At 44.4% G+C, this 25926-nt stretch carries 22 protein-coding genes; 17 read left to right on the top strand and 5 right to left on the bottom strand.

What is annotated here, in order from left to right; translation table 11 throughout:
• Window positions 1-49 precede the first annotated feature (49 nt).
• Together GO755_RS31855 and GO755_RS31860 are read right to left on the bottom strand one after the other, a co-directional pair.
• Window positions 50-1771 carry a GMC oxidoreductase gene (locus GO755_RS31855; protein ID WP_157589484.1) on the bottom strand — a complete coding sequence of 574 codons (1722 nt, stop codon included), beginning with the start codon at window positions 1769-1771 and terminating at the stop codon, window positions 50-52.
• A 111-nt stretch (window positions 1772-1882) separates the two neighbouring features.
• Entirely contained in the window at window positions 1883-3778 is a 1896-nt protein-coding gene (locus GO755_RS31860) for a YgiQ family radical SAM protein (RefSeq protein ID WP_157589485.1), read from the bottom strand.
• A gap of 229 nt (window positions 3779-4007) precedes the next feature.
• Here GO755_RS31860 and GO755_RS31865 point away from each other — a divergent pair, with 229 nt between their 5' ends.
• Entirely contained in the window at window positions 4008-4565 is a 558-nt protein-coding gene (locus GO755_RS31865; protein WP_157589486.1) for a hypothetical protein, read from the top strand.
• 20 nt (window positions 4566-4585) lie between these two features.
• Here GO755_RS31865 and GO755_RS31870 read toward each other — a convergent pair whose 3' ends face one another.
• A complete protein-coding gene (locus tag GO755_RS31870; protein ID WP_198174997.1) occupies window positions 4586-5569 on the bottom strand; it encodes a helix-turn-helix transcriptional regulator in 984 nt (327 codons plus the stop codon).
• Between the two features lie 183 nt (window positions 5570-5752).
• Between GO755_RS31870 and cas6 the strand changes: the two genes are divergently transcribed.
• The 15 genes from cas6 (at window position 5753) to GO755_RS31945 (ending at window position 23883) form a co-directional block, all read left to right on the top strand.
• A complete protein-coding gene (gene cas6, locus GO755_RS31875) occupies window positions 5753-6574 on the top strand; it encodes a CRISPR-associated endoribonuclease Cas6 (RefSeq protein ID WP_157589488.1) in 822 nt (273 codons plus the stop codon).
• A 304-nt stretch (window positions 6575-6878) separates the two neighbouring features.
• Complete coding sequence (locus GO755_RS31880; RefSeq protein WP_157589489.1) at window positions 6879-8876, top strand: hypothetical protein; 1998 nt, start codon at window positions 6879-6881, stop codon at window positions 8874-8876.
• A 1-nt stretch (window position 8877) separates the two neighbouring features.
• Complete coding sequence (locus tag GO755_RS31885) at window positions 8878-9978, top strand: DevR family CRISPR-associated autoregulator (protein WP_157589490.1); 1101 nt, start codon at window positions 8878-8880, stop codon at window positions 9976-9978.
• 76 nt (window positions 9979-10054) lie between these two features.
• Window positions 10055-10675, top strand: coding sequence for a hypothetical protein (locus GO755_RS31890; RefSeq protein ID WP_157589491.1), 621 nt, complete (start codon window positions 10055-10057; stop codon window positions 10673-10675).
• 6 nt (window positions 10676-10681) lie between these two features.
• Window positions 10682-12958, top strand: a complete 2277-nt coding sequence (gene cas3, locus GO755_RS31895; RefSeq protein WP_157589492.1) for a CRISPR-associated helicase Cas3' — start codon at window positions 10682-10684, stop codon at window positions 12956-12958.
• A gap of 4 nt (window positions 12959-12962) precedes the next feature.
• On the top strand, window positions 12963-13472 hold the full coding sequence (gene cas4 / locus GO755_RS31900; RefSeq protein ID WP_157589493.1) for a CRISPR-associated protein Cas4: 510 nt from the start codon (window positions 12963-12965) through the stop codon (window positions 13470-13472).
• A 111-nt stretch (window positions 13473-13583) separates the two neighbouring features.
• Window positions 13584-13955 (top strand): GxxExxY protein, encoded by a 372-nt coding sequence (locus GO755_RS31905; protein WP_157589494.1) that lies wholly within the window; start codon window positions 13584-13586, stop codon window positions 13953-13955.
• An 82-nt stretch (window positions 13956-14037) separates the two neighbouring features.
• A complete protein-coding gene (cas1b, locus tag GO755_RS31910) occupies window positions 14038-15051 on the top strand; it encodes a type I-B CRISPR-associated endonuclease Cas1b (RefSeq protein ID WP_157589495.1) in 1014 nt (337 codons plus the stop codon).
• 12 nt (window positions 15052-15063) lie between these two features.
• Window positions 15064-15327 carry a CRISPR-associated endonuclease Cas2 gene (gene cas2, locus GO755_RS31915; RefSeq protein WP_157589496.1) on the top strand — a complete coding sequence of 88 codons (264 nt, stop codon included), beginning with the start codon at window positions 15064-15066 and terminating at the stop codon, window positions 15325-15327.
• A 2001-nt stretch (window positions 15328-17328) separates the two neighbouring features.
• A complete protein-coding gene (locus tag GO755_RS31920; protein ID WP_157589497.1) occupies window positions 17329-18072 on the top strand; it encodes an SDR family NAD(P)-dependent oxidoreductase in 744 nt (247 codons plus the stop codon).
• A gap of 8 nt (window positions 18073-18080) precedes the next feature.
• Window positions 18081-19094 carry a Gfo/Idh/MocA family protein gene (locus GO755_RS31925; protein ID WP_157589498.1) on the top strand — a complete coding sequence of 338 codons (1014 nt, stop codon included), beginning with the start codon at window positions 18081-18083 and terminating at the stop codon, window positions 19092-19094.
• Between the two features lie 28 nt (window positions 19095-19122).
• Window positions 19123-20490: a Gfo/Idh/MocA family protein gene (locus GO755_RS31930; protein WP_157589499.1), complete on the top strand. Its 1368-nt coding sequence runs from the start codon at window positions 19123-19125 to the stop codon at window positions 20488-20490.
• Between the two features lie 39 nt (window positions 20491-20529).
• Window positions 20530-21855, top strand: coding sequence for a sugar MFS transporter (locus GO755_RS31935; protein WP_157589500.1), 1326 nt, complete (start codon window positions 20530-20532; stop codon window positions 21853-21855).
• Window positions 21856-21860: 5 nt separating this feature from the next.
• Entirely contained in the window at window positions 21861-23036 is a 1176-nt protein-coding gene (gene nagA, locus GO755_RS31940; protein WP_157589501.1) for an N-acetylglucosamine-6-phosphate deacetylase, read from the top strand.
• A 64-nt stretch (window positions 23037-23100) separates the two neighbouring features.
• A complete protein-coding gene (locus GO755_RS31945) occupies window positions 23101-23883 on the top strand; it encodes a glucosamine-6-phosphate deaminase (RefSeq protein ID WP_157589502.1) in 783 nt (260 codons plus the stop codon).
• Window positions 23884-23917: 34 nt separating this feature from the next.
• On the opposite strand, the gene GO755_RS31950 is transcribed toward GO755_RS31945, so the two are convergent.
• Window positions 23918-24277: a hypothetical protein gene (locus tag GO755_RS31950; protein WP_157589503.1), complete on the bottom strand. Its 360-nt coding sequence runs from the start codon at window positions 24275-24277 to the stop codon at window positions 23918-23920.
• A 544-nt stretch (window positions 24278-24821) separates the two neighbouring features.
• The gene (locus tag GO755_RS31955; RefSeq protein WP_157589504.1) at window positions 24822-25373 is read right to left on the bottom strand and encodes an RNA polymerase sigma factor; all 552 of its coding nucleotides are present in this window, start codon (window positions 25371-25373) and stop codon (window positions 24822-24824) included.
• A gap of 310 nt (window positions 25374-25683) precedes the next feature.
• Here GO755_RS31955 and GO755_RS31960 point away from each other — a divergent pair, with 310 nt between their 5' ends.
• Window positions 25684-25908 carry a hypothetical protein gene (locus tag GO755_RS31960; protein WP_157589505.1) on the top strand — a complete coding sequence of 75 codons (225 nt, stop codon included), beginning with the start codon at window positions 25684-25686 and terminating at the stop codon, window positions 25906-25908.
• The last annotated feature ends 18 nt before the right edge of the window (window positions 25909-25926 follow it).

The raw sequence follows: 25926 nt of genomic DNA on the forward strand, positions 1-25926 counted from the left end.
TTAGATTTTGACTAATTGGTTCTTATGGAGCCAGACAGCTTTTAAATAGCTACATGTTCAACCGATTGAGTTCGCCAACGGCAAAGTCGGCGGCACGGGCGGTAAGCGCCATGTAGGTAATGGATGGGTTCACGCAGGATGAAGATGTCATACAAGCACCATCGGTAACAAACAGATTTGGCACACTATGCACCTGATTATTGCCATTGAGTACCGATGTTTTGGGATCGCGGCCCATGCGAGCAGTCCCCATTTCATGAACGCCTGCACCAATACCACCCGAATAGTCAAATGAGGCTACGTTTTTCAGGCCGGCAGCTTCGAGCATTTCGACCGCATCAGCCTTGATCTGCTCTCTCATCTTCATCTCGTTTTCTTTAAACTCAGCGTCAATTGAAAGCATTGGCAAGCCCCATTTATCTTTCTTATTCTGATCGAGTTTAGCGTGATTGTCGTGGTAAGGAAGGCACTCTCCAAAGCCCACCAGCGACATTCCCCAACCTCCTGGCTCGAAAAGTGAGTCTTTGAAATCGGCGCCGATACCCTCACGGTTGACGCCCCCACCCCAGTTCCCACGCCCGGCAGCACCCTGATAATCGTACCCACGAATGAATTTGTCGGTATGGGAAGCCTCGTCCAGATTACGGTAGCGGGGGATAAAAATGCCGTTTGGCCGACGCCCTTTATAATACTGATCAGCAAAACCATCAAAACCACCCATAGCTCCTAACCGGTAGTGATGATCCATCAGATTATGGCCTAATTCACCACTATCATTACCTAGTCCATTTGGGTAGCGTTTCGAGGTCGAATTGAGTAGAATTGCTGTAGTGCCCAGCGTCGACGCATTACAAAAAATTATTTTGGCATAAAACTCAACCATCTCCTTGCTCTCGGCATCGATAACCCGAACGCCCGTTGCGCGTTGTTTCTGCTCGTCGTAAATGATGGAGTGAACGACCGAATTAGGTCGAATCGTGAAGTTATTCGTCTTATTGGCAGCTGGCAAAGTAGCGGCATTGCTGCTAAAGTAAGCCCCATATGGGCAGCCCCGCGAGCAGCGATTCCGATTCTGACACTGCGCCCTGCCCAGCTCAAGATGCCAGGGCTTCGGTTCGGTCAGGTGAGCCACCCGACCAATGGTCAGATGACGACCTTTGAACTTCCGTTCAAGCTCGGTGCGGACATGCTTTTCCAGGCAATTCAGCTCCATTGGCGGCAGGAAATAGCCGTCTGGCAAGTGGGAAAGCCCCAATTTCTCACCACTGATACCCACAAATTTTTCGGCGTAGGTATACCAAGGCTCAATGTCTTTGTAGCGAATTGGCCAGTCGATGGCGATACCATCTTTGGCATTGGCCTCAAAATCGAGGTCACTCCAGCGGTAGCATTGCTTTCCCCAGAGCAACGAACGCCCTCCTACCTGGTTGCCCCGTATCCAGTCGAAGCGCTTTACTTCGGTATACGGCGCGTCGAGGTCGTTATTATAGAAATGTTTGTTGGTCTCGTTGACAAAGCCACTTCGTTCCTGCACATGATAGGTTTGCTGATCGGCATGAGAAAGCGTTTCCCGATGGGCAAAGTCCCAATGGTCGAGGTTCATCGTCGGATAATCCTCGATATGGTTGACCAAACGACCCCGCTCCAGCACGAGTGTTTTGAGCCCTTTTTCGCAGAGCTCCTTAGCTGCCCAGCCTCCGCTAATGCCGGAGCCAATCACTATGGCATCGTAGGTATGGGTTTTATTTACGGTAGTATTCAGATTAGGCATAGGGAAAAAGAAAGGCTGGCAGTTAACCTACCAGCCACGAATATAACCCAATTATAGGTCAATTTTGCGTTTCCTTTTCTCTTAGTCTACTACCTGATGGGACTACTTAATTCAGCGTTTTTTCTTCCCTGAGTAATTTCCTGAAAACTTAGGCTTGCCCGTATTTTCGTTTTTGGGGCTGCCTAGCAATCGCTCCGCTAAATCCGGGCGTTTGAGCTTGTTCAGGCGATTCCGAATCCAGTCTTTATACTCAGGCTTGTACCAGAAGAAATAGCGATTCTGAGCCTGCTTTTCGTCCCGTGTTTTAGCCGTTTTGACTGGTTTCAGCGTGTATGGATGGACGCCAGAGTAGTAGATCACCTCGGCCACTGTCATCGGTGTGGGTGTAAAATCCTGCACTTGTTCGAGTTCAAAACCCAGGTCTTTGGTCTCGGCAGCCAGATTGGCCATATCCTGTTCTTCACAGCCAGGGTGCGACGAAATAAAGTACGGAATTAGCGGCTGCTTGAGGTTATGTTTCTCCTGAATCTTGTCGTACTTCTGCTTAAATAGCTTGAAATACTTGAACGATGGTTTTCGCATAACCCGCAACGTATCGTCGGAGGTATGCTCAGGCGCGACCTTCAACCGACCCGACACGTGGCGCGTAACCAGTTGCTCCATGTATTCATCGTGGTTTCCGTCGGCGTTATTTTTATTGAAATCATCGACCAGCAAGTCGTAGCGTACACCCGAACCAACAAACGCCTTTTTAATTTTTGGATTGGCGTCGACCTTGCGATACAATTCCGTCATGGGTTTGTGCGATGTGTCGAGGTTCGAGCAAATGACCGGGTGAATACAACTTGGGCTTTGGCAACGTGCGCAGATCGACTCGTCTTTGCCCTTCATTTTGTACATATTGGCCGATGGCCCACCCAAATCCGAAATGTATCCCTTGAATTCGGGATGCTTTGTAATTTCTTCAACTTCTTTCAATACCGACGCTTCGCTTCGGGAGGCTACGAATTTGCCTTGGTGTGCAGAAATGGTGCAGAAACTACAACCGCCAAAACAGCCCCGGTGCATATTGACCGAAAATTTAATCATGTCGTAGGCCGGAATCGGACCCCGCTTCTTGTATTTCGGGTGTGGAAGACGGGTGTAAGGCAAATCGAACGACTTGTCGATTTCAACCTCTTCCATCGTCTTGAATGGTGGATTGATCACCAATAGCTGATCACCTACCTGTTGGATAATCCGGTTGGCCTGCCACTTATTCGATTCAACTTCAACAATTTTGAAGTTGGCCGCGTATTTGATTTTGTCCTGCAAACAGACCTCATGACTAGCCAGTTCAACTGAATTCCAGTTATTATAGTCACGTAATTCGGTGCTGGCATCGTGCATATAAGCCACCTGATTGATGTTCCGCATCGACGAAAAGGGAACTCCTTTCTGCACTAGCTTCAGGATTTCGCGGAGGGGTTGTTCGCCCATACCATACACCAGCATATCGGCCCCGGCATCGACCAGAATAGACGGCATCAGTCGGTCCTGCCAATAATCGTAATGCGTTACCCGGCGCAGCGAAGCCTCAATGCCGCCGAGTAATACCGGCACATCGGGATACAGTTCTTTCAGGATTTTGGTATACACAATGGTAGCATAGTCGGGACGGAAACCCGCTTCGCCACCGGGGGTATAGGAGTCATTGGAACGCAGGCGTTTGTTGGCCGTATAGTGATTCACCATCGAGTCCATACAACCCGCCGTAACGCCAAAGAAGTATTTAGGCTTACCAAATTTCTTAAAATCGCGCAGGTCGTCTTTCCAGTTCGGTTGGGCGATAATAGCGACGCGAAACCCTTCGCTCTCCATGATTCGGCCAATCACAGCGGTGCCAAACGCTGGGTGGTCAACATATGCATCCCCCGATACAAGCACAATATCAACTTCATCCCAGCCTCTTTTCTCAACTTCTTTCATCGTTAGAGGCAACCAATCTGTAAGGGGTCTTTCAATCATAAGTACTTGCGTTATCTGTCAGGAAAACATCGAATTTCCGAAATAATTCATTGTAAGCTACTGAATTGTGCATTCTTATCGCTTAGGGTGGAGGTACTTTACTCCCAGGTACTGGAGAGTCTATAGGGTAAAATTATAGGTTTTCCTGTAGCCAACATGCAGGTGTTTCCCGATTTATCGAGGTGTTGATTTGCCGGAGCTTTGTAGCGTACTATAATCAAACGGAAAAATGAACACGCCTGCACAGATTGATTTATCGACAAGCCCGGATCATACGCCTTTACAAACGGTGTTTCCTGAATACATGCCTCTTTCTGAAGAAGAGACCGTAGCACTAAAGGATAAAACAACGCAGGAAAAATTGTCGTGGCTATTGGGGGGCGTGATCGGAGGAATATTCGGAGCCTTCCGATTGAATGCTTACTGGGATGAACTAGTGGCTACTCAAAATACGGCTCGGATAGTTTTAGGGCTTCTTATTGTCGTTTTTATTTATGCTGTCTACATAGCCCTGGCTATTCGTAGCATGAGAATATATACTAAAGACCTCACCGGTAAGGTTAAACAGATCGGCCTAATTGAAGTAACGTCTAAAGTCTATTCGCGTCGTAGCAGTGGTAGTTCCTCTGACGGCTATTATGTGACGTTTAAATGGCTGGCTGATCCGGCGGGCACCGAAATCTGCGTTAACCATCAGGCTATGTTTCAACTTTTTAATGAGGGTGACAAAGGGTATTTAGAATGCTTTCCCAACTCGAAGGAGCTTATAACTGCCCAGAAAAAATAAATGTTGCCAATCCATACACATCAGTCATACTGGTGTAAAGCCTGACGAAAATAAGCAGTGAGTTCATTGACCAGGCCTGGCGGACTGATCACTTTTACCGAATCGCCCAATCGAGCCAGTTCAAATACCAATTCTTTATTGACGATTATCGTGAGCTTCACCCGAAATTCTTCGGCGGTATCGACCAGTATAGCTTCTTCCTGAAATTCGTAAAACGGTTGCGCTCGAAAGTGCAATCCCTGCTGACGGGTGAATGAGAGGATTATATCCTGAGCCGGTTCGTCGTAAGCGGCTACACCCAATGCCTGCCTAAAATACACGTCAGCGTCAAATGCGGGTGGATCGCAGGTGTCTTCGGTTACCTGTATGGAGTGGCCAATGATCCGATCCAGACCAAACACGCGTATCCCCTGATAATCAGGTTGCCAGCCTACCACATACCAACGATTCCGGTGCTCTTTAATGACGTGAGGAAAAAGTCGATGCGTTTTAGTCACCTCGGTATCGAACCGCTGATGATCGAACTGCATAACACGCTGTGCCTGGATGGCGCGCAGAAATAACTCAACCCATTCACTGCCTTTAACATACGGAACGGACTCAAACAGAATATGTTGACCGTAATCATCTGCCGAGCTGGTACGAAACCGAACGGCTTTATCAATTTTATCGACTGTGCCTCGCAAATCAGCAAATAAATGAAGATGCTGGTATTGATTGAGTGTTGCCACTGCTGTATGTAGCGCAGTAAGGTCTTTATCGGTCAGTGTAATGGAAGCTGCAAGATTGAACGGGCGCGTGTAATAATAGCCTTTTGGTTTTCGACTATATTGAATGGGGGCATCACGAAAATCTTTCAGATAGGCAATATCTTGTTTAATGGTAGACTGAGCTACCTGGCATAATTCGGCCAGATCTTCTGTAGTGGCGGGATGATTTCCCCAGCGGTTTAGGCGGCTGTTGATAGCCTGTAACCGCTCTTCGCGGTTCTTGACAATTGGCATAGTAGATGAATGGTGTAGAAAATTTCGCAAATATGGGATTCGATTTGCTTGCGTATACATAGGCAGTACGGAAGCAAATCTACTTTTACACCGTTAACTAAAGTCGTCGAAAACTTTCAGGGAAGCAGTAGTAAGAAATCAGTAAACCCGACTCACCTTTTCTATCCGCCCAGATCAATAGATATGCAGTTCAAATTAACCCTCCGCCCCACCGCCAGACAAACCCTGGTTCCCTTTAATTACGCATATCGACTCAGCGCCTTCATCTATGCGGTACTAGCTGATGCTGACGCGCAATACGCCAACTTTCTCCACTCGCAAGGGTATCAATTTTCACCTACTCGCCGATTCAAACTTTTCACGTTTTCGGACTTGATCATGCCCAATGTTCGGGTGGATGTGCGAGCGGGCGGTATGTGGCTGAACTCGCCACATATAGAGTGGATCGTTAGCTTCTATATCGACAAAGCAGCCCAGCATTTTATCATGGGATTGTTTCAGGATCAACGTTGCGTGATTGCCTCTCCCCGACATCGGGCGGAGTTCATCATTGAGCGCGTAGAAGCCGTGCCTGTAGAGATTACTAGTGAAACCATTCAATTACGTACACTATCGCCAGTAGTGGTTGCGGAGAAAGACGAACGAAACATCGATCAATATTTGCATCCTGCCGACGAACAGTTTGGTCCGTTGCTCATCACGAATCTACTAGCGAAATACGGTAGTATTCAAACGGCAGTGCCAGCCGGAGCTTCATTTATGGACAAATTCGATACCTCGTCTGTAACATATAGCCTATTGCCAGCCCAAGGGCGAAACGCTGCTCAGCCCAAATCTCGACTGGTAACCATAAAAGAAGGCTCGCGAGAAGAGACCCGAATAAAAGGCTATTACAACTTCCAGTTTGAACTATGCGGGCCTAGGGAATTGCTGGAACTGGCGGTGCTGGCCGGGGTGGGGCGGTATAATAGTGAAGGATTCGGATCGGTCAATATTCAACATTAAATTACTAACAATCAGCTTTGTACGATTATTTTATATCAACTTATATTTCAATTCAGCGACTGATTGCTCTGTAAAAATACGACTAGTTGTCATAAAGCACTAATCGTTGATATTTTTTATCATCTTATTGGATGATAATTTCTTTTCTCTAGCTTTGTCTCAAACTAAACAGACAACGCCATGAAGAAGTACGTGGATACCTTAATAAACCGACCTGTACAATGCACTCATTGCGGTCTAGCTACTCAGGCAGAGCGTGAGAGTCATTGCGAGATATGCTGCAACTTAACTTTTTTCATCTGCGATGATTCTGTTTAGAGATTACACTGGTAGTGCCATGTTGAATAATGCACTACAAACAATCGAAGCGTTGGCAGGGCAAGGTATCAGCACTATTGATGCTGATACTTTACTCCGGCTCTTCAATAATCCATACCGAGACGGTTTACACACGCTCACGCGCCTGAACAAGCGTTTGAAAAGCTATACGATGCTGTTCTCGAAAAATGGCCCTCTCCTCAATGACAAAGAATTTGGAGAAGCTATTTACAAACAGCTAATCAGCAGCATTTTATTAAACGCTGAGAACGAAGGCCCATATACTTGTGAGTTATCTGGATTTAAGTTTAAAACCACGTTTGAATCTTTCTATGAGGATACACTCCGTAAGGTGGGTTTTCCTGTCAATAAGATTGCAGGAAAGGATAAAACTGTAAATCGTTGTTGGTTTCCGCTACTGGGCGGGTTAGGATCAGATGCCCAAGCATTGCCACAGGCCAAATTCGCGCTTACAGTGCATCCAGTTTGTTTAGTCGTTATGCAGTTCTTGCCTTTATCAGCGGTGTTGTATAAAGGCGGTATTCTACTTGTTGATGCATCCAATGAAGAATTATCAAAACGGTTAATCGCAGACCATGTATCTCTGATAAAAAGCAAAGCAACAGCGGGATCGGCAAACTCTTCGGTCGAGAATATTAAGGATTTTACGAAAGGACATTATTTGCTGAGAGCGTTAGCTATCCTTTCTCAAAAGGAGCTAGACGATACTATCACAGCTTTCAATCTGTGGAGTTTTACTAATTCAGGTACTGGAGCTAGCTGCGAGATTGATCGAATTCCAAACCAGTTTATTAATGACCTCCGTAGCCTCTATAAAAAACCATCCTTACGGCCAACGCTGGAAGGTTTTCTGACGAACCCAAAGCTTCAGTCTGACTTTTTAGATAGTCTGGAAGGGCACCTTGATTTTTATGGCCTTTACCCAAACAAAAACTCAAAAGGGGTATCAACCCGCTTTTATGAAGCTTATCAGCAGTTGATTGGAAACGAGGTAAAACTTGCTTACGCTAAATACATCGCCTATTTGCTAAGGAAAGAGGAATGGAGTAAAGCTCAGCATAAGCTCCTAGAAAAAACTGATGCCCCAGCCAGCGATCATGCATTATACAAAAGCATGGTTTACGAAGCATTGGTGGCGGCAGCAAGTCGAAAAGAGTGGCATTGGGCACATCATATTTCTATTCTGAATTATCCCGAGAAGATTCCTATAGACAGTAATATTGGCCGAATATATCGAATGGCGCATTTCTATTATTCTGCATTGTTACCAGAAGACGATGTGGCGATGCCCGATATTCCCGAAATAACGAACCTACCTGTTGGTCAGATAGCTAATATGTTCTTTCATATAGTAGGCGAAGATAAACGTAGCTATTACAGTCGTTGGCTAGGCTCTCGCTATCAAGATGGAAATCCCTTGCCGTTATTGGTTCGCGAAGGAAGTCGGTTCTACGATTTAGATGTACTGTATATGGCATTGTTCGATCTAGAAAATCGACAAATCGCTTATGGTCTGCGAGACATATTGCGTATTTATTTAAACTATCACCGTGATGAAACCTTACCTCGATTAGCTATTCAGCCTACGAATTTGCTTCCAGTACCTAATATGGAACAAGTTGCTTACCTGAATAAACTACGAGATTTCGCTAATGAATACTTGACCTATTATCGTGATGGGCGAAATAAAGGTCGAATAGATGAGGAGAAATTTCGTCAGCATGTACTGATTCCAATGCGTCATGACAACTTCCAGATTTCTCAATGGATAGATACAGTCAGTGATAGTATGGGTAAGACAATCAATAACGTATCAGGTCAGTCTTTTGCGCCGTCAGTGCCTTCTGAAGAACTTTTGTATGACTTTACAGGCCGCTATAATCCATCCTTTGTCCGTTTTGCGCTTGAATATCTTTTAAATCAATTCTATTATAATTTATCACTTTCTCCCACAACAGTTTAATATGGCAACCCTTAACAACATTACTGGTGCTTTGGTCATTGACGGCACTGCAGCTTTCTTAAATGGTGCTGGTTTAGGTGCTGGCGAAGACCGAAACAAAGTTGTTCCAAAAGTATTTGAGGAAATGATCAATGGTCGCCGTGAAAAAGTGCCCTATGTATCTGCACAGGCATGGCGTCGATGGCTCCGTAATACCTCGAATGAAGAAAATAGCTGGACGCCTAGCGACCTACAGGCAATTGGTGTATCTAAAAAGGGAACGACCAATAAAATCTCCACATTGCTCGATCCAATTGCATACCCAGAAGATGACCTGTTCGGCTATATGCGTAGTGGTGGAAATGACAAGTCTACTGCGAGTGATGAGGAAGATGAAGACGAAGCCCCAACAAAAACCAAAGCTGAAAGTGTACAGCGTACATCTCCCTTCAAATGTTCTATCCTAAAAGGCATTCGAGGAAAGCGTGTATTGAATGTTGATGAAGGATTCGTGCATCTAAAAGAAAATACCCCACTACCGTATTCAACACAATTTTATGCCGCCCATCTAGAAGGGTTCTTTAACCTCGAATATTACCGACTTGGTCAGTTTGACAATCTGGGTAGTAAACAAGAGCTAGCATCTGAAACCGTCAAGCAGTATTCCGATCAGCTAACGAATCAGCCACTTGGTAGCAAAGGGACATTCAAACGCTTTACGATGCTAAATGCTGAGCAGTCACGAAAAGAACGTGCAGCCGGTTTATTACGTGGATTGGCATTTCTACGAGGTGGAGCAAAACAAGCGGCTTTTGGGGCTGATGTCAGTCCCAAGGTATTGATATTGGCTGGTCTTGAATGCGCGAATCCAGTATTCAACAATCTGTTTGAAGGCTCAGGTGAAATGCCATCCTTAAAAATAAAAGCATTAAAACAGATTATTGAGGATTACCAAAATAAGCTTGCAACGCCTGTCTATATAGGTATCCGCGAGGGCTATTTACAGAATGAAGCGGAAGTAAAAGAGTTGTCAAAAGATAATCCTTTAATTATTGTCGGCTCACCTGTGAGCATTGCTCAATCGTTCATAAAAGACAATTTAATAACAGCACCTAATGAATGAGGTATTGGAAGTTAAATTCGACGGATGGACGGCCACGCCACGTCTTCCATTCGTTCTTTCTGGTAATGCATTGTGTATGACCGTTCCTTCATACTCCTCACTATTGGGGCTTATTGGATGCTGTTTGGGAAGGATTGTTTCGCATACAGAAGTTCAATTAGGCTTTCATTACCAATATGCAACTACAGCAAATGATCTGGAAACCCGACAACGCTTAGAGTTTGATGGGCGAACTGTAAAACCGCATGCAAAAGGTACTGATGCCTATAATCGGGAGTTTCATATAGTGTCCTCTACTGATTCAGAAGGTGAACTTCAACCTTGCCTTACGCTTTGGATAAGCCGTATAGACTGGATTGACTACTTCCGATACCCTATTGGTACTCCTGCTCTGGGACGTTCTCAGGACTTGCTTCGTGTTGTCTTTGAATCAGTTAAAATCGTGTCAATTGAAGCAGTAGATAAAGCAAAGATCGGCGGTTGTGCTCTACCATATAAATCGGGTATGCAAGTGGCGGGACAGTTAGTACAATTGGCAGATGCATATGAAGAATATGGGCGCATTGGCGCAGGTCGAAAGCCAATAAATCCACGTGTGTTTATTAACCTACCGCACGATACAAAGCAGGAGGTTATGATTGGGAGCCTATATAAAACTGCTGGAGGACAGAGTTTTTACTTACATAATTGGCAGTGATTGACTATGGATTTCAGCGTCTACAAAGCAAAAAGTGATGATCCAACGCATGAACTTTGCATGACGTTGGAGGAGCATACTAGACGAGTAATTCGAGCTGCTATCGAACTAGTAAATAGACTGCCATTTACTCTAAATGAGCGCATCGAGTGGCTGGAAAAAGCTGTTCGATGCGCCGTATGGCATGACTTAGGTAAGATTCATCCAAGCTTTCAGGCAAATCTTAAAAAGGGGACTACAGTTGTCAGTATAAGGCACGAATTAATCTCGCTCTGGTTTTGTGAGCAGTTCTTAAATCTGCCTATTGACGAACTATTTGCTATTGCCACCCACCATAAGGGAATTGTATCAGATGGATTTAAGCGGCTTTCATTAGACGAAATTGGAACTGATCTGATATGTCATCTGGAAGAGGACTCAGAATCAGTTAGCAAAGCAGAAGAAATAGTCAAAGCTTGGGCTGCGCTCTTCAATGATACTTCACCCGTTTCCAATAACCTTTCGCCAACTACTACCTACTCAGATGAAATTAGAAATCTTCTGATAAAAAACAGGCAAAGAAGTCAAGTGGTTAACTGGCTGCAATTAGCCAGAATGCGTGGACTCCTAATGGCAGCAGACCACATTGGTTCTGCGAAAACAGAAAGCGATTTGCCAGTATGGAAGCGGCTTGAGTTAACGGATTTCTATCCAACTACAGTAAACGAAAAGAAGCAAATTGTTCGAGTACCTTTTCGACCGTTTCAGGAACGCATGCAAAATTACATAGGGGACGTAATTCTGCATGCGCCAACAGGTTCGGGAAAAACGGAGGCATCGTTGAGTTGGGTATACGCTAATCAAACAGACAATGTCAGATTGTTCTATTTGTTACCGTACACTGCCAGCATCAATGCGATGGTTCGTAGGTTGCAAGGCGTTTATGGCGAAGACCGAGTAACTGCTCTTCACAGTAAAGCCCTTGATTTTTTCTATGAAGAAGCTATTAACGAGACGAACAATTTCCAACGGAGCGAACAGATTGCCCGTAATAAAAGATCGGCGTCAAGAGAATTATTTTATCCAGTTAAAGTCGCTACGTTACACCAAGTCTTGAAACATGCATTGCATGGAAAAGGGTGGGATATGAGCCTGTTTGATTACCAAAATGCTCTATTTATAGTCGATGAGTTTCATACCTACGATGCACACTTAACTGGGATGATGTTGGCTACATTAAAATGGCTAAAGAAATTCTGTAATACTAAAATTCTATTGATGTCTGCGACCATTCCTAAGTTTTTGCTTGATCGAATCGTTGAAGAGTTATTTAATGGAGATTCATCAAAAATTCTACGCCCAAACCCAAAAAAGCCAGCAGATGCAGAAATCTTAAAACGAATCCGGCATAAACTTATCTGTCATTCCCAAAAGACAATTTCCAATGAATTGAACGAGATAAAAACAGTACTGGAAGAGAATAAGAAAACGGTACTTATCATCGTCAACAATGTAAAGTCTTGTCAAGAATTAGCTAATGCGCTCGCAAAGTATGAACCTAAGCTGTTACACGGTGGATTTCATCGAGAAGAACGTACTGAAATCGAACGGGCAATAACTAATAGCGATAAGTCGAAGCGCCCTCGTTTACTAATTGCTACCCAAGCCGTAGAGGTTAGTCTAGACATTGATTATGATATCGCTTTTATCGAGAATGCCCCAATCGATGCATTAATCCAACGATTAGGCCGTGTAAACCGCGCTGGCAAACGTAAGAGGCCTTCCGAAATTCATCTCTTTGAAAATAGTATAGGAAATATCAAACGTATTTATGATGAGGCCATAGTTGAAGAGACATGGAGGGTTCTAATGAATCTTGACGGCCAAGAGTTGTCAGAACAGCATCTAGTAGATGCATGCGATGACGTTTACCTAAAGGGATACACGGAAGAACAAGAGCGGAATTTTCAAATCGGCTTCACACATGATCGCATTGTCAATTTTGAAGCCTCTTTTCATGCAGGCGACTGGGCAGATTGGGTTGAGGACGTTATTGACAAAAGCAACTTAAAAATTGATGTTTTATGTGATAACCTGAGGTCCGATTTTGAGCAAAGGAGAAAAGAAGGGAAATACATTGAGGCCAGTCAATTATTAGTTCAGGTATACCCGTGGGAGTGCCCTAAAGAATATCAAAACAACTTAGAAGACAAGCAAAATACATTAGTCGCGACTAACCTAAAGTACTTGCCTGGTATTGGTTATCAACGAATCGAACGTTCGCCTGATTTTAACTTCTTGTAGATACATGCACGCTAACGCTACGCTTATCAACTACCTGCACCTTTGTCATCGAAAGCTCTGGCTCCACGCCAACCATATCCGTATGGAGCACACGTCAGAAGCGGTAGCTGAAGGCAAACAACTGCACGAACACGCCTATCCGCAACGTGCCGAACGCTATCGTGAAATCACCCTCGACGGTTCTAAAATTGACTTCTACGATCCATATGACAAGGTGATTCATGAGATTAAGAAGTCGGATAAGTTTGAGCATTCGCACATTGCTCAGGTGCAGTTTTACCTGTATCTGTTACGCAAAAATGGTGTGGAAGGCGCTACTGGTCTGATCGAGTATCCCAAACTGCGCCAGACAGAACGCGTCCGACTAGATGACGTTGATGTACCGATGGTAGAAGACTGGATACGTGACATCGAGCGAATTGTAGAAAGCGAGCAGTGTCCTGGTCGTATCGAAAAGTCGAAATGCCGGTCGTGCAGTTATTTTGATTTTTGTTACGTAGAAGAGGTTTTTTGACAGAATTTATTTTTTGACAGGATTAACAGGATTTTCAGGATTACTTTCCTCTATAAGTAAACGTCTTATTCTAAATCGTATCCTGTTAATCTTGTTAATCCTGTCAAAAAAATGAACCATGACAATTTAACTCACCAGATTATTGCAGCTGCTTATGCTGTTCATAATGAACTTGGTCCTGGGTTTCTGGAAAAGGTGTATGAAAATGCTCTGTATGTTGAATTACTCAATCGAAGTATTTTGGCCGAACAGCAAGTAAGCGTGCCTGTATTTTACCAACAGATTCAGGTAGGCGATTATGTAGCTGATATGCTGGTCGAACAGCAGGTCTTGATTGAGTTAAAAGCGGTAGAAGCGATTCATACCAAACATGAAGCCCAATTAGTTAACTACCTAACCGCTACAGGGTTGGACATTGGTTTGCTGATCAATTTTGGAAGTAGTGTTACAGTTAAACGGAAGTATCGAACGTATAAAAAATAGTTTTTCTGAGAGGATGAACAGGATTTTGAAATGAATAAAACAATCCTGTTCATCCTGTAAATCCTGTCAGAAAAAATAGCTTATGAAACAACCCAAATACCTGTTCAACGCGGGTCGGATGAGCCGCAAGGACAACACACTGAAGTTTACGCCAGTGGACGAGGACGGTACCGAAGGGCAACCGCGCTATCTACCCGTTGAGCAGGTTGGCGACCTGTATGTGTTTGGGAGTCTGGATGCCAACAGCGCCTTGTACAATTTTCTGGGTCAGGAAGGGATTGCCGTGCATTTCTTCAATTATTACGAGCATTATACGGGCTCGTTTATGCCGCGCGAGTATTTGCTGGCGGGGAAGATGCAGGTCGATCAGACGAAGCATTATATGTCGGACAAAAAGCGTATCGACATTGCCCGTCGGTTTGTAGAGGGAGCTGCCAACAACATCCTACGTGTTTTGAAGTACTACGACAATCGGGACAAAGCCAAACAGTTAGCCGATGCCATCGTAACGATCGAACGTTTACTGACCAGCGTTCCGACCACAACAGATATAGCGATGCTTATGGGCATTGAAGGCAATATTCGCCAAACCTATTATGGATGTTTCGACGCTATTGTTGGGCAAACGTTTTGCATGGATGGCCGAAGCAAACGCCCACCCCAAAATGAACTCAATGCGCTCATTTCGTTCGGCAACACACTATGTTATACGGCTTGTCTGAGTACAATTTACCATACGCAACTCAATCCGACAATCAGTTTTTTGCATGAACCTGGCGCACGTCGGTATTCGCTGGCGCTGGATCTGGCAGAAGTGTTCAAGCCCATTTTAGTAGATCGGCTAATTTTTCGAATGATCAACAAGCGTCAACTTCAACCGTCCGACTTTCGATCGGAAGTTGGCGGATGCGTGATGAAAGAGGCTGCCCGGAAACGATTCGTTCAGGGTTTCGACGAGCAGCTGAAAGAAACGATCAAGCATCGGGCACTGGGTCGGAGCGTTAGTTATCGGCACTTAGTTAAGCTGGAATGTTACAAGCTGCAAAAGCATCTGCTGGGCCTTGAAGAATATCGCCCGTTTAAGGCATGGTGGTAAACTAAGAGGATTATGTACGTAATTTTGGTATATGACATGGGGCAGAAGCGAGTTGGTAAGATGTTGAAACTCTGTCGGCGATATCTGAACTGGATTCAAAATTCGGTTTTCGAAGGCGAGATGACGGAGGTGCAGCTAAACGAGTTGCTCTACGAAGCCCGGCGCATTATGAAGGATGATGAAGACAGCCTGATCCTGTTTAAAAACCGGGACAAAAAGTGGTTAGACAAACAGATCGTAGGTATGGAACGCCAATCGACTGACGATTTTTTATAGGGGACTTGTCGTCAATCGACTCAATTTGCTCTTTGACTTCCTGGAAAGAGTTACCACAAAGTGGCATTTAGGACTCTATCCTACTGGCAATCAGCGAGTCGTCAATCGACGGACATTTTCTTAGTTTTATCGATTGACGACTTTTGGTCACCTAATGAGTTAGCAAAAACAACATCAGGGCTTCGCAAAGCCCTTTTTTTAGTCGTAAATTCACGGCTTCTAATCGTACCTGTGAGGAATTGAAATTTTGCTATTGAATGCCTTCATCTTTCGGGTTGGTTTCTTCTAATCGTACCTGTGAGGAATTGAAATTTTAGGCTGTTCCAGCAATTCAGGGTGATCTATGGCTTCTAATCGTACCTGTGAGGAATTGAAATGCGTGAAGCTGGTAAACAACTGCACATTTGAGTCGAACTTCTAATCGTACCTGTGAGGAATTGAAATTGTTGATGATGTAATAGTATTGAGTCGTGTTCTGTTACACTAGCGACTAGGAAATGAAATTTGAGTGGGCTGAATAACTGAAACGAAAAAAGCTACTCTGAACCAGGGTTCGCGAGGGCATAAGGTAAAGGCGACTTTGTTAATCGATTAAACCAGCCATGAAACCATGACTTCTATCATCTCTCACTCTCTTATAGGTTGATCACCGGGAACCGTCTTCTTTGAGAGATAAAGTCCCAATCCAGTGAAACTCAGTGAGGCAAAAAAACATAGGAGCGTATAATAGCTCGTAAAGGGCAAATAAAACGAGGTCGCAATGAAAAGTACAGAAATCAACAAAGAAACCAGGCTTAGAATTCGAAAGAAGTTACGTCTCATTCCCCCAAATTAACAATATAGGAAAATGATAAACATTAAATTATCGAAAAAGTAATTATATGGCAATCAACTGTTCTTTATTACTCAACGAGCAAAACTAACCAGCAAGCAATACCCACCATAGCAATTAAGACAAGTAGGTAAGCAAAAAATGCAACAAAGTCAAACTGTTCAAAGAAGTTTTTCATGCTAAAACAACCTGTTGAGTCTAATATAACCCAGTAGCAACCTGGTTAAATAATAATCAGATTATACTACGCATGATTCGATATGGCTTCTGGATCATAGCCAAGCCTAGAGGTAGAATTATGCCCTAATCTATATACGGATAAAGGCGGCTTTAGGTTGCTCAGAATAAAGAAAAAAAACCAAAAATTATTCTATTGAATAGCCCTACTAGCCGCCACTAGTAGAGATTTGAGCAAACGACTTCAATGACCAAAAAGCAAGTTCCAAATCCTCAGTACACTCAGGCAAAACAGGAAACTGGAAATAAGAAATATAAGGGTCCAGGGTCCAGGGATAAGTATAAGGAATGTACTAAACTTGATTGCCATTGTAGTGTAATTACAGTGAGTTAATGAAGTGACACGAAATCCAGATTAGGGCCTGGTGAAAACGTGATAAAACTTATAGCGGCAGCGGTCACAGGAATATCGTTTGACGGGGAATAATTTAGCCCATGAAGGGCGATGAGTCCGATTAAGTTCTGTCGATTTGCATTGTGGACATTGGGCTTTAAGTGTAAAGCCAGCTCGTACAAAAATAGTGGGGACAGCAATAACGAACCCAACTAGAAATACTAAAGCAAGTATCATGTTAGCTCTTGATGAGTAATTAAGCACTTAAAAGTACTAGGAAACTCCCAATAAACCCAAAATATGATTGTATTTTTTATAATCTTGTTTAATAAACTCTCAACAAAAGCCTGATTTTATCACCTCAATAAACAAATCATTTTGCAGGCAATACGTTGTATAGGGTTGATCACTATGAATATATTCGTAGCAATCGACATTTTCATAGTTTACCTGTGTCAGTTCATCAACGCCAAAAACAGACAGTGGAGAATTGAAAGCAACAAATAGTAATAGCATCGACGATGAAAAATAGGTAGAGAATAGCCTCTGGTAAGCTTATCCCAACCAAAGCAGCTACAGACCAAAAGCAAAATATACTATGGGAGAATTTAGTGGACAGGTTGCGCTGATTACCGGAGCCGCGTCTGGAATAGGTTTGTTTATCGCGCACAAATTACTGGCCGAAGGAGCTCGGGTAGGTTTACTCGATTTTAACGAGAGTGCCTTACAGAAAGCGTTCGAATCTTATGGCTCAAAAGCCCTCTTGATTGGCATCGACGTTACCAACGAGAAACTTGTTAATCAGTCCGTTATTCAGGTAAACACGCAGTTTGGCCAGATTGACTGCCTGATCAATTGCGCGGGTATTACGGGTATTACGAATACACAGAGTCACGACGTGAGTAGCGAAAATCTGCATAAAGTTTTTGAAGTGAATTTTATGAGTAGCTTCTACACCTCAAAGGCGGTATTACCGCTGATGCTCGCCCGAAATTATGGTCGTATTCTGCATATTGCATCAATTGCCGGAAAAGAAGGAAACGCGGGTATGCTGGCTTATTCTGCTTCGAAAGCGGCTGTTATCTGCATGGCTAAAGTTCAGGGAAAAGAATATGCCGAACGGGGAATTACGGTCAATGCACTAGCTCCGGCGGTAATTCAAACACCGCTGGTTGATGCAATGCCCGAAGTGCAGGTGAAATATATGACGGATAAAATTCCGATGAAACGATGCGGCACACTCGACGAAGTAGCTAACCTGGCTGCCTATATCGTTTCGCCAAAGAATAGTTTTACAACCGGCTTTACCTTCGATTTATCGGGAGGGCGGGCAACGTATTAACTGGACCTATGAACCCATCAGAAGCTAGTCGAAGAGAGTTTTTGAAAAATACGTCGCGAGGCTGCGCGGCTCTGTTGCTAACGCCCCAGTTGATACCAGTAAAACCGCTTGTTGAAACGGGTAAACGCGTAGGCATTATTGGGTTAGATACGTCCCACAGTACAGCCTTTACAAAAGCCCTCAACGCCCCCAATGCCAGTGCTGGCTTTCTGGGCTATAAAGTCGTGGCGGCTTATCCGCAAGGCAGCAAAGACATTGAGAGCAGTACCTCGCGCGTTCCGACCTATACAGAAGAAGTAAAAAAACTGAACGTAGAAATCGTCGATTCGATCAGTGATCTGCTGAAAAAAGTGGATGTGGTTTTACTGGAAACCAACGATGGGCGACCGCATCTCGAACAAGCCTTGCAGGTGCTGAAGGCTGGAAAACGTGTGTTTATCGACAAACCCATTGCCGCATCACTGTCAGATGCCATCGCCATTTTCGACGCATCCAAAAAATATGCGATTCCGGTATTTTCTGCCTCATCGCTTCGGTACATTAAAGGCATTGAAAAAGTAGTTAAAAGTCAGGTATTGGGCGCCGATACATTTAGCCCCGCCGTACTCGAAAAGACGCATCCCGATTTTTACTGGTATGGGATTCATGGCGTCGAAACGCTGTACACCGTTATGGGAACAGGCTGTAAACAAGTGGTACGCGTGCATACAGAAGGTACCGATATCATCGTAGGCACCTGGGCCGATGGGCGCGTTGGCACTGTTCGTGGTACGCGCACAGGAAAGCACGATTATGGCGGAACAGTTTTTACCCAAACTGGGAATATTGTACTAGGTCCGTATGGTGGCTATGAGCCACTTTTACAGGACATTATCAAGTACTTCGAAACAGGTCAAGTACCTGTTTCACCCGAGGAGACCATCGAGATTTTTGCCTTTATGGAGGCTGCTGATGAAAGTAAACGCAACGGGGGTGCAGCAATTCCGCTCGAACGTGTCATGGCTAAGGCCAAGAAATCCTGACCAATTTATTCCTCTTTTACCCTTTGTCATGAAAACTACTGAAAACAATCAAGGAGAAAATTCCCGGCGTGATTTTGTCAAGAAGACATTTACCGGCGCTTCAGTCTTATCTGTAGGGGGTATTCTGCCGGGATTTAGTGCCAAAAGCTACGGTCGAATTCTGGGTGCCAATGAAAAAGTGCGGGTTGGTGTTATGGGCGTAAATAGTCGCGGATTGGCTCTGTCGAGCAATTATGCACTACAACCCAACTGCGAAGTGGTCACGATCTGCGATGTAGATTCGAGAGCGGCCGAAAAGTGCATCACGACTGTAGAAGGTATTCAGAAGTCGAAGCCCAAAAATCAGCCCGATTTCAGAAAAGCACTCGACGATAAAGACATGGATGTTCTTGTTATTGCTGCTCCCGATCATTGGCATGCTCCAGCAGCTATTCTGGCATCGAAAGCAGGCAAGCATGTCTATCTAGAAAAACCATGCAGCCACAACCCTCATGAGGGTGAGCTATTAGTAGCCGTAGCCGCAAAGTACAAGAACGTTATCCAGATGGGTAACCAACGGCGTTCGTGGCCCAATGTGAAGCTGGCAATTGAGGATATTAAAAACGGAGCGATTGGTCGTCCTTATTTTGCGAAAGGCTGGTACACCAACAACCGGGCTACGATTGGCGTTGGCAAGGTACAACCGACGCCCACATGGCTGAATTATGATTTATGGCAGGGACCCGCTCCCCGGCGCTCTTACAAAGACAACGTTATCCACTACAACTGGCACTGGTTCTGGCATTGGGGAACGGGCGAGGCCCTCAACAACGGCACCCATATGCTCGACCTGATGCGTTGGGGACTGGACGTCGATTATCCCAATAAAGTTACGTCGCTGGGTGGCCGTTATCGATACAAAGACGACTGGGAAACACCCGATACACAGGTAATCAACCTGACCTTTCCGAATAATACCGCTATGACCTGGGAAGGCAGAAGCTGCAATGGCCGAGCTGTTGAAGGCAGCGATGTGGGGGTTACATTTTATGGCGAAACCGGCTCACTTCAATACGGGGGTGGCAATGCCTACAAAATTTTTGACCTCGACAATAAACTAGTCAAAGATGTGAAGAACGACTTGTCCATTGATCCACGCAACAAAATGAATCCCTCGCAGGCTCTGGACGCAACGCACCTTCAAAATTTTGTAGAAGCTATCAAGAAAGGAACACCGTTAGCATCGGGCATTGTAGGCGGGCATCAGAGTACACTGCTCTGTCAGTTAGGCAACATTGCCCTGCGTTCGGGCGATGCACTGGACATTGATCCAAAAAATGGACATATCCTGAATAACAAAGCCGCTATGAAATTTTGGCAGCGCGAGTACGAAAAAGGGTGGGAACCAACGATCTAATGTAGCGCGGGTCTCCTCCCGCGCTACAACCAACTCAACATGAGCACAGTAGCAATTGACATACAGAGTCTGACCAAGCGGGAAACCACGATTTCTATTTTTCTGATTGGGCTGATGTTTTTCATCTTCGGCTTCATTTCGTGGGTTAATTCAATCCTGATTCCCTATTTCAAAATTGCCTGCGAACTAACTAGTTTTCAGGCCTATCTGGTCGCATTCGCCTTTTACGTTGCCTATTTCATCATGTCGGTTCCGGCATCTTATCTATTAAAAGCCGTCGGGTTCAAAAAAGGGATGATGGTTGGCTTTTGGGCAATGGCGTTGGGAGCTTTTATTTTTATTCCGGCTGCCATGACCCGAACCTATGCCGTTTTCCTGATGGGCTTGTTTACGATCGGAATTGGGCTGGCGATTCTGCAAACCGCTACGAATCCGTACATCACCATTCTAGGACCGAAAGAGCGGGCTGCCCAACGCATTAGCCTGATGGGTATCTGCAATAAGGCCGCTGGCATTCTCTCCCCGTTGATCTTCGCAGCTGTCATTCTACGTCCGACAGATACCAATTTGTTCGCTCAGCTAAGTACTATGACTCCCATGCAGCGGGGTATAGCGCTCGACGAACTGGTTCGTCGGGTTATTCCGCCCTATGCTGTATTGGGTACCTTTTTATTTGTGCTGGGCTATCTGGTATATCGCTCTCCCCTACCCGAAATCGACACAGAGCACGAAACGCCCGATGTGGCAACGGCCAACGCCGGGAAGACGAGTATCCTTCAGTTTCCACACCTGATTTTAGGAGCTTTCGCTATTTTCCTGCACGTAGGTACGCAAGTGATCGCCATTGATACGATTATCGGATATGCCAATTCAATGGGTATCGATTTGCTCAAAGCCAAGACATTCCCATCGTATACGCTATTCTGCACCATTTGTGGCTACATTATCGGCATCATTACTATTCCTCGATTTATTAGTCAGGTCAATGCCCTGCGTATCTGCACATTACTGGGAACGACGTTTACGCTGCTCATCATTTTTACCCATGGAACGGTAACCTTTCTGGGCCATACGGCAGATATTTCCATCTGGTTTGTTGTGCTGCTGGGTTTGGCAAATTCGTTGGTTTGGGCGGGACTTTGGCCGCTGGCTCTGGATGGGCTAGGTCGCTTTACAAAATTGGGGGCATCTATTCTAATTATGGGCCTATGTGGTAATGCCATCATGCCACTTTTTTACGGTTATTTCGCCGATTTATATAACGTTCATACAGCCTATTGGGTGCTTTTTCCCGGTTATCTTTATCTGGTCTACTACGCCATGTACGGCCATACGGTAAAACGGTGGTCGTTGACCAAAGACTGATTCTGATGCGACAAAAAATAAGCAATTGCACTATTTTAACCCCTTACCGGGCAATTAAGGGCGGAACTATAGTCATTGACGGAAACCAGATTGTGGGTATACACAATGGACCGATAGACGTCCCTGATGCCGTTGATATTGACGCAGAGGGGCAGTTTGTGGCACCCGGCTTCATCGACATTCATGTGCATGGCGGGGGTGGTTTCGATTTCATGGATGGCACCGAAGAAGCCTTTCTCAAAATCGCTGAACTCCACGCCCGGTACGGCACTACAGCGCTAGTCCCGACTACCTTAACCGCCGAACGGGAAGATTTGCTAGAAACGCTGGATGTGTATGAAAAAGCCAATCGGAGTAATACGAAAGGAGCTACTTTTTTGGGTATTCATCTGGAAGGACCCTACTTCGCACTTAGCCAACGGGGCGCTCAAGACCCTCGTTATATTCGCAACCCTGATCCGGATGAATACGAAGAAATACTAAACTACTCGTCCTCTATTGTCCGCTGGAGTGCTGCCCCCGAGCTGAACGGAGCCATTGCTTTCGGACAACGGCTCCGACAAAAAGGCATCATAGCCGCCATTGCCCATACCGATGCCCTGTATGACGATGTACTAAATGCCTATGAAAACGGGTACTCACTGGTAACGCATTTGTATTCAGCTATGTCTGGGGTTACACGGCGAAATGCGTTTCGGTATGCCGGCGTCATTGAGAGCGCTTTCTTGCTGGGCCTTGACGTTGAAATTATTGGCGATGGTATTCACCTGCCTCCACCCTTACTCAAACTAGTTTATAAAATAAAAGGGGCTGACCGTACTGCGTTGATTACGGATGCCATGCGAGCAGCTGGCATGCCTGAAGGCGAAAGCACGCTGGGCTCTCTCAAAAATGGATTAAAGGTGATTGTTGAAGATGGTGTCGCCAAACTACCTGATCGAACGGCTTTTGCGGGCAGCGTGGCGACAACAAATCAACTCGTCCGAAACATGGTAAAATTCGCCGATGTACCCTTGCTCGAAGCTATTCGGATGGCGAGTACGACACCCGCCCGAATCATGGGCGTCGATCACCGAAAAGGTTCGCTCGCCAAAGGCAAAGATGCCGATCTGGTATTCTTCGACCAGGATTTTATAATCGGCGCAACAATGATTCAGGGGAAAATAATTTACAAAAAATAAGTGTATTGTCTAAACCAATCAGGAGATTGGTTCAGACATATTAACCCTTTAATTGCCTCTCTCAATGAGTAACTCAATAGCTCTTTTGCAGGAATTCACCGTAGACAAACTCAACGTCAAGCTGTTCGACACACGCCAGAATCTGGGTAAAAACGCTGCCCTATTAGCGGCCAATAGGATTCGGGAATTACAGGAAAAACAAGCGACTATCAATATTGTATTCGCAGCAGCGCCATCACAAAACGAGTTTCTGGATGCGCTGGCAGAGCAGCCCAATATTGCCTGGGAACGGGTCAATGCCTTCCACATGGATGAGTACATTGGCTTGCCCGACGACGCTCCACAGCGGTTTGGCAACTACTTGAAAGATCGCCTATTCGACAAAGTACCGTTACGGACAATTTATTACATCAATGGCAACAGTGATCCTAACGTGGAGTGTAAACGTTATGAAGCTTTGTTACTCGAGTACCCCACCGATATCGTCTGTATGGGCATTGGCGAAAATTGCCATATTGCGTTTAACGATCCCCATGTAGCTCATTTTAATGATCCTATGCTTGTCAAACAAGTTGGTTTGGACCTGACAAGTCGCTGGCAACAGGTTCATGATGGTTGTTTTTCAACCCTGGAACAAGTCCCCGAATACGCGTTGACGCTCACGATTCCAGCTTTAGTCAAAGCACCAGCGGTGTTTTGCATGGTGCCAGCAGTTCACAAAGCAGTAGCTATTCAACACACATTGGCCGATGCCATTTCAGAACAATATCCTTCAACTATTTTACGGCAACATGCCAACGCTACCTTATTTATTGACCAGGATAGCGGACAGCTGATCAATAAATAAAATAGCGTTGTCATACTCAACAAAGGGCTCTGCCTTATACATATGGCCTTTTCATAACTGCTTTTTTGTTGTGAAGAGGCCAATAACTTTCTCTTGCCTGCCTAACCTCTTCGGCCTCCTCAAATTTCCCCCATTCTTCAAGGTGAGCTAGAAACACCTCGAACAACAACGCATGCACTTCTGGATTGATCGGATCTGGTATATACCTAATTCGTGTAATATTAGCCACGACATAAACCGACAGTCCTTTGGAGATTGTCTCATTATTGCCAATCTCATAAACTAGTCCATACCGATACAAAGGATATTTAGTAACTAATTGATCAGTCCCCAACTGGGTGAAGCTCTGACGTGATGGGTCGTCATAAAGCTGAAAACGAAGAATGTATTGCATGATGTAGATTTAGAAGTATGCTTCATTTTACAAGAATATCTGGTAGGCTAAACCAGGAAAACAGCAGAAACCCCAATAAGGTATCCGTGTTTACCTACACTTTTTCAAAACTAATTCTATAGAATAAGACCCCAAATCAAATGCCCTAGTTGCATTTATCGCTTATTTATTGAGTAAGCGGCAGTTAAAGGCAAGTTACTAATTGGCCCGATTATTGCCTACTATATTTTCATAAGCAAGAAAAAACAGGCAACTTCTCTACAAATTGCATTAGTAGCTACACAAAACTAACCTAAATAAGATTAGTGACTACATTTTTTATGTAAGTTATTCATTTTGAAATTATAAGTCTCCAAAAGACTTTCTCCATATTAGCCCATAAATAGCAAAAGCCCCGTCGAGTACGATGGGGCTTTTGCCGTTATAAACAAGTATAAACTATGCCATTGGTCTGGCTGTTCTAAACAAATAATTACATCAATTATATATTTTCACATTATTGGTATCAGTTAACTTCTGTCAAAGAATTAAGCACTTGCTTAACTCAATCCACGGCTTGGCGTGTGTACAAATGTTGTACTTTTTCACGGCTCCGTTTCAACCGCATCTTAACCGCGCTGGGTTTAATATCGTATAACTGAGCAATTTCCTCAATACTCAGACCATCTTCATATTTAAGGCGTAATAAAGACCGCTCCTTATGCGAAAGCGTTTCCATAGCCTGCTTAACCATCAGAATCGATTCTTCATGCAGTTGAGCTTCCTGCGATTCGTCTACATATTGGTCAAGATTTTCAGTAATCCCGGTTGTATTAAACCGTTTGGCTAATCGAAGTTGATCAGCGCAGTAGTTATAGGCAATAGAATAAAGCCAGGTCGAAAAACTGGATCGCTGTTGAAATGCATTCAGTTTATCGAATACTTTCAGAAAAATATCGTGGGTAAAGTCTTCCGCCTTTTCTGTGTCTTTAGTCATTGACAAACAGCGCTGGTACACCTTACCTACATACCGATTATAGAGAGTCTCAAAACATTGATTAGGTTGGGTAGGCAAACATTGACGAATCATTTCTTCGTCAGTTAATGAAACAATCATAACAAAATATAAAATATAAGTTAATGAATTTAAATATAATTAAACATTTAGCACATTCAATAAACTTTAGATTCATTTTCATTAATTAAGATACAATAAATCTATTAGGCGGTACATATATTTTTACAACAAGGTGTGGGCTAGTTTTCCATCAATTTAGCTCACATAGGCCTAAGTCAAAAAGGAGGTTTTTATGAGGGATTTCAAGCTCTTTTAGCAGATTTTTCGAGTAGTAAGAACTCTATTTTGAGTGAACAAATAGCGGCTTATGTGTTATACACAAACCTAACAACTAACGAGCTTACCTGTCATGAAATCGAAACGTACTGGCATTCTCGTGCCACAACCTATTCCCGATACTGAGTTTATAACCATTACAGAACACCACCTCAACGAGTGGCTACATTTATTGGATCATTTGCAGGATGTCCATGCCCCAACCGATCAATTGGCCTATTGCCGAAATCAGGTGACCCGGCTCCAGCTTGAGCTATACCAGTTACGCAATACAAATTGGCGAGCAAACGTCAGTTAGCCTCAGTGAAAGTCAGCT

Source organism: Spirosoma arboris, from assembly GCF_009754945.1.
Taxonomy (GTDB): domain Bacteria; phylum Bacteroidota; class Bacteroidia; order Cytophagales; family Spirosomataceae; genus Spirosoma; species Spirosoma arboris.

Excerpts from the sequence above, each read along its gene's own strand:
- GO755_RS31885 (WP_157589490.1), top strand. The coding sequence starts at position 8,878 with ATGGCAACCCTTAACAACATTACTGGTGCTTTGGTCATTGACGGCACT.
- GO755_RS31945 (WP_157589502.1), top strand. The coding sequence starts at position 23,101 with ATGAGTAACTCAATAGCTCTTTTGCAGGAATTCACCGTAGACAAACTC.
- GO755_RS31880 (WP_157589489.1), top strand. The coding sequence starts at position 6,879 with ATGATTCTGTTTAGAGATTACACTGGTAGTGCCATGTTGAATAATGCA.
- GO755_RS31870 (WP_198174997.1), bottom strand. The coding sequence starts at position 5,569 with ATGCCAATTGTCAAGAACCGCGAAGAGCGGTTACAGGCTATCAACAGC.
- cas3 (WP_157589492.1), top strand. The coding sequence starts at position 10,682 with ATGGATTTCAGCGTCTACAAAGCAAAAAGTGATGATCCAACGCATGAA.
- GO755_RS31855 (WP_157589484.1), bottom strand. The coding sequence starts at position 1,771 with ATGCCTAATCTGAATACTACCGTAAATAAAACCCATACCTACGATGCC.
- cas6 (WP_157589488.1), top strand. The coding sequence starts at position 5,753 with ATGCAGTTCAAATTAACCCTCCGCCCCACCGCCAGACAAACCCTGGTT.
- GO755_RS31905 (WP_157589494.1), top strand. The coding sequence starts at position 13,584 with ATGAACCATGACAATTTAACTCACCAGATTATTGCAGCTGCTTATGCT.
- GO755_RS31920 (WP_157589497.1), top strand. The coding sequence starts at position 17,329 with ATGGGAGAATTTAGTGGACAGGTTGCGCTGATTACCGGAGCCGCGTCT.
- cas1b (WP_157589495.1), top strand. The coding sequence starts at position 14,038 with ATGAAACAACCCAAATACCTGTTCAACGCGGGTCGGATGAGCCGCAAG.
- nagA (WP_157589501.1), top strand. The coding sequence starts at position 21,861 with ATGCGACAAAAAATAAGCAATTGCACTATTTTAACCCCTTACCGGGCA.
- GO755_RS31955 (WP_157589504.1), bottom strand. The coding sequence starts at position 25,373 with ATGATTGTTTCATTAACTGACGAAGAAATGATTCGTCAATGTTTGCCT.
- GO755_RS31890 (WP_157589491.1), top strand. The coding sequence starts at position 10,055 with ATGACCGTTCCTTCATACTCCTCACTATTGGGGCTTATTGGATGCTGT.
- GO755_RS31925 (WP_157589498.1), top strand. The coding sequence starts at position 18,081 with ATGAACCCATCAGAAGCTAGTCGAAGAGAGTTTTTGAAAAATACGTCG.
- GO755_RS31930 (WP_157589499.1), top strand. The coding sequence starts at position 19,123 with ATGAAAACTACTGAAAACAATCAAGGAGAAAATTCCCGGCGTGATTTT.
- GO755_RS31935 (WP_157589500.1), top strand. The coding sequence starts at position 20,530 with ATGAGCACAGTAGCAATTGACATACAGAGTCTGACCAAGCGGGAAACC.
- GO755_RS31960 (WP_157589505.1), top strand. The coding sequence starts at position 25,684 with ATGAAATCGAAACGTACTGGCATTCTCGTGCCACAACCTATTCCCGAT.
- GO755_RS31865 (WP_157589486.1), top strand. The coding sequence starts at position 4,008 with ATGAACACGCCTGCACAGATTGATTTATCGACAAGCCCGGATCATACG.
- cas2 (WP_157589496.1), top strand. The coding sequence starts at position 15,064 with ATGTACGTAATTTTGGTATATGACATGGGGCAGAAGCGAGTTGGTAAG.
- GO755_RS31950 (WP_157589503.1), bottom strand. The coding sequence starts at position 24,277 with ATGCAATACATTCTTCGTTTTCAGCTTTATGACGACCCATCACGTCAG.
- GO755_RS31860 (WP_157589485.1), bottom strand. The coding sequence starts at position 3,778 with ATGATTGAAAGACCCCTTACAGATTGGTTGCCTCTAACGATGAAAGAA.
- cas4 (WP_157589493.1), top strand. The coding sequence starts at position 12,963 with ATGCACGCTAACGCTACGCTTATCAACTACCTGCACCTTTGTCATCGA.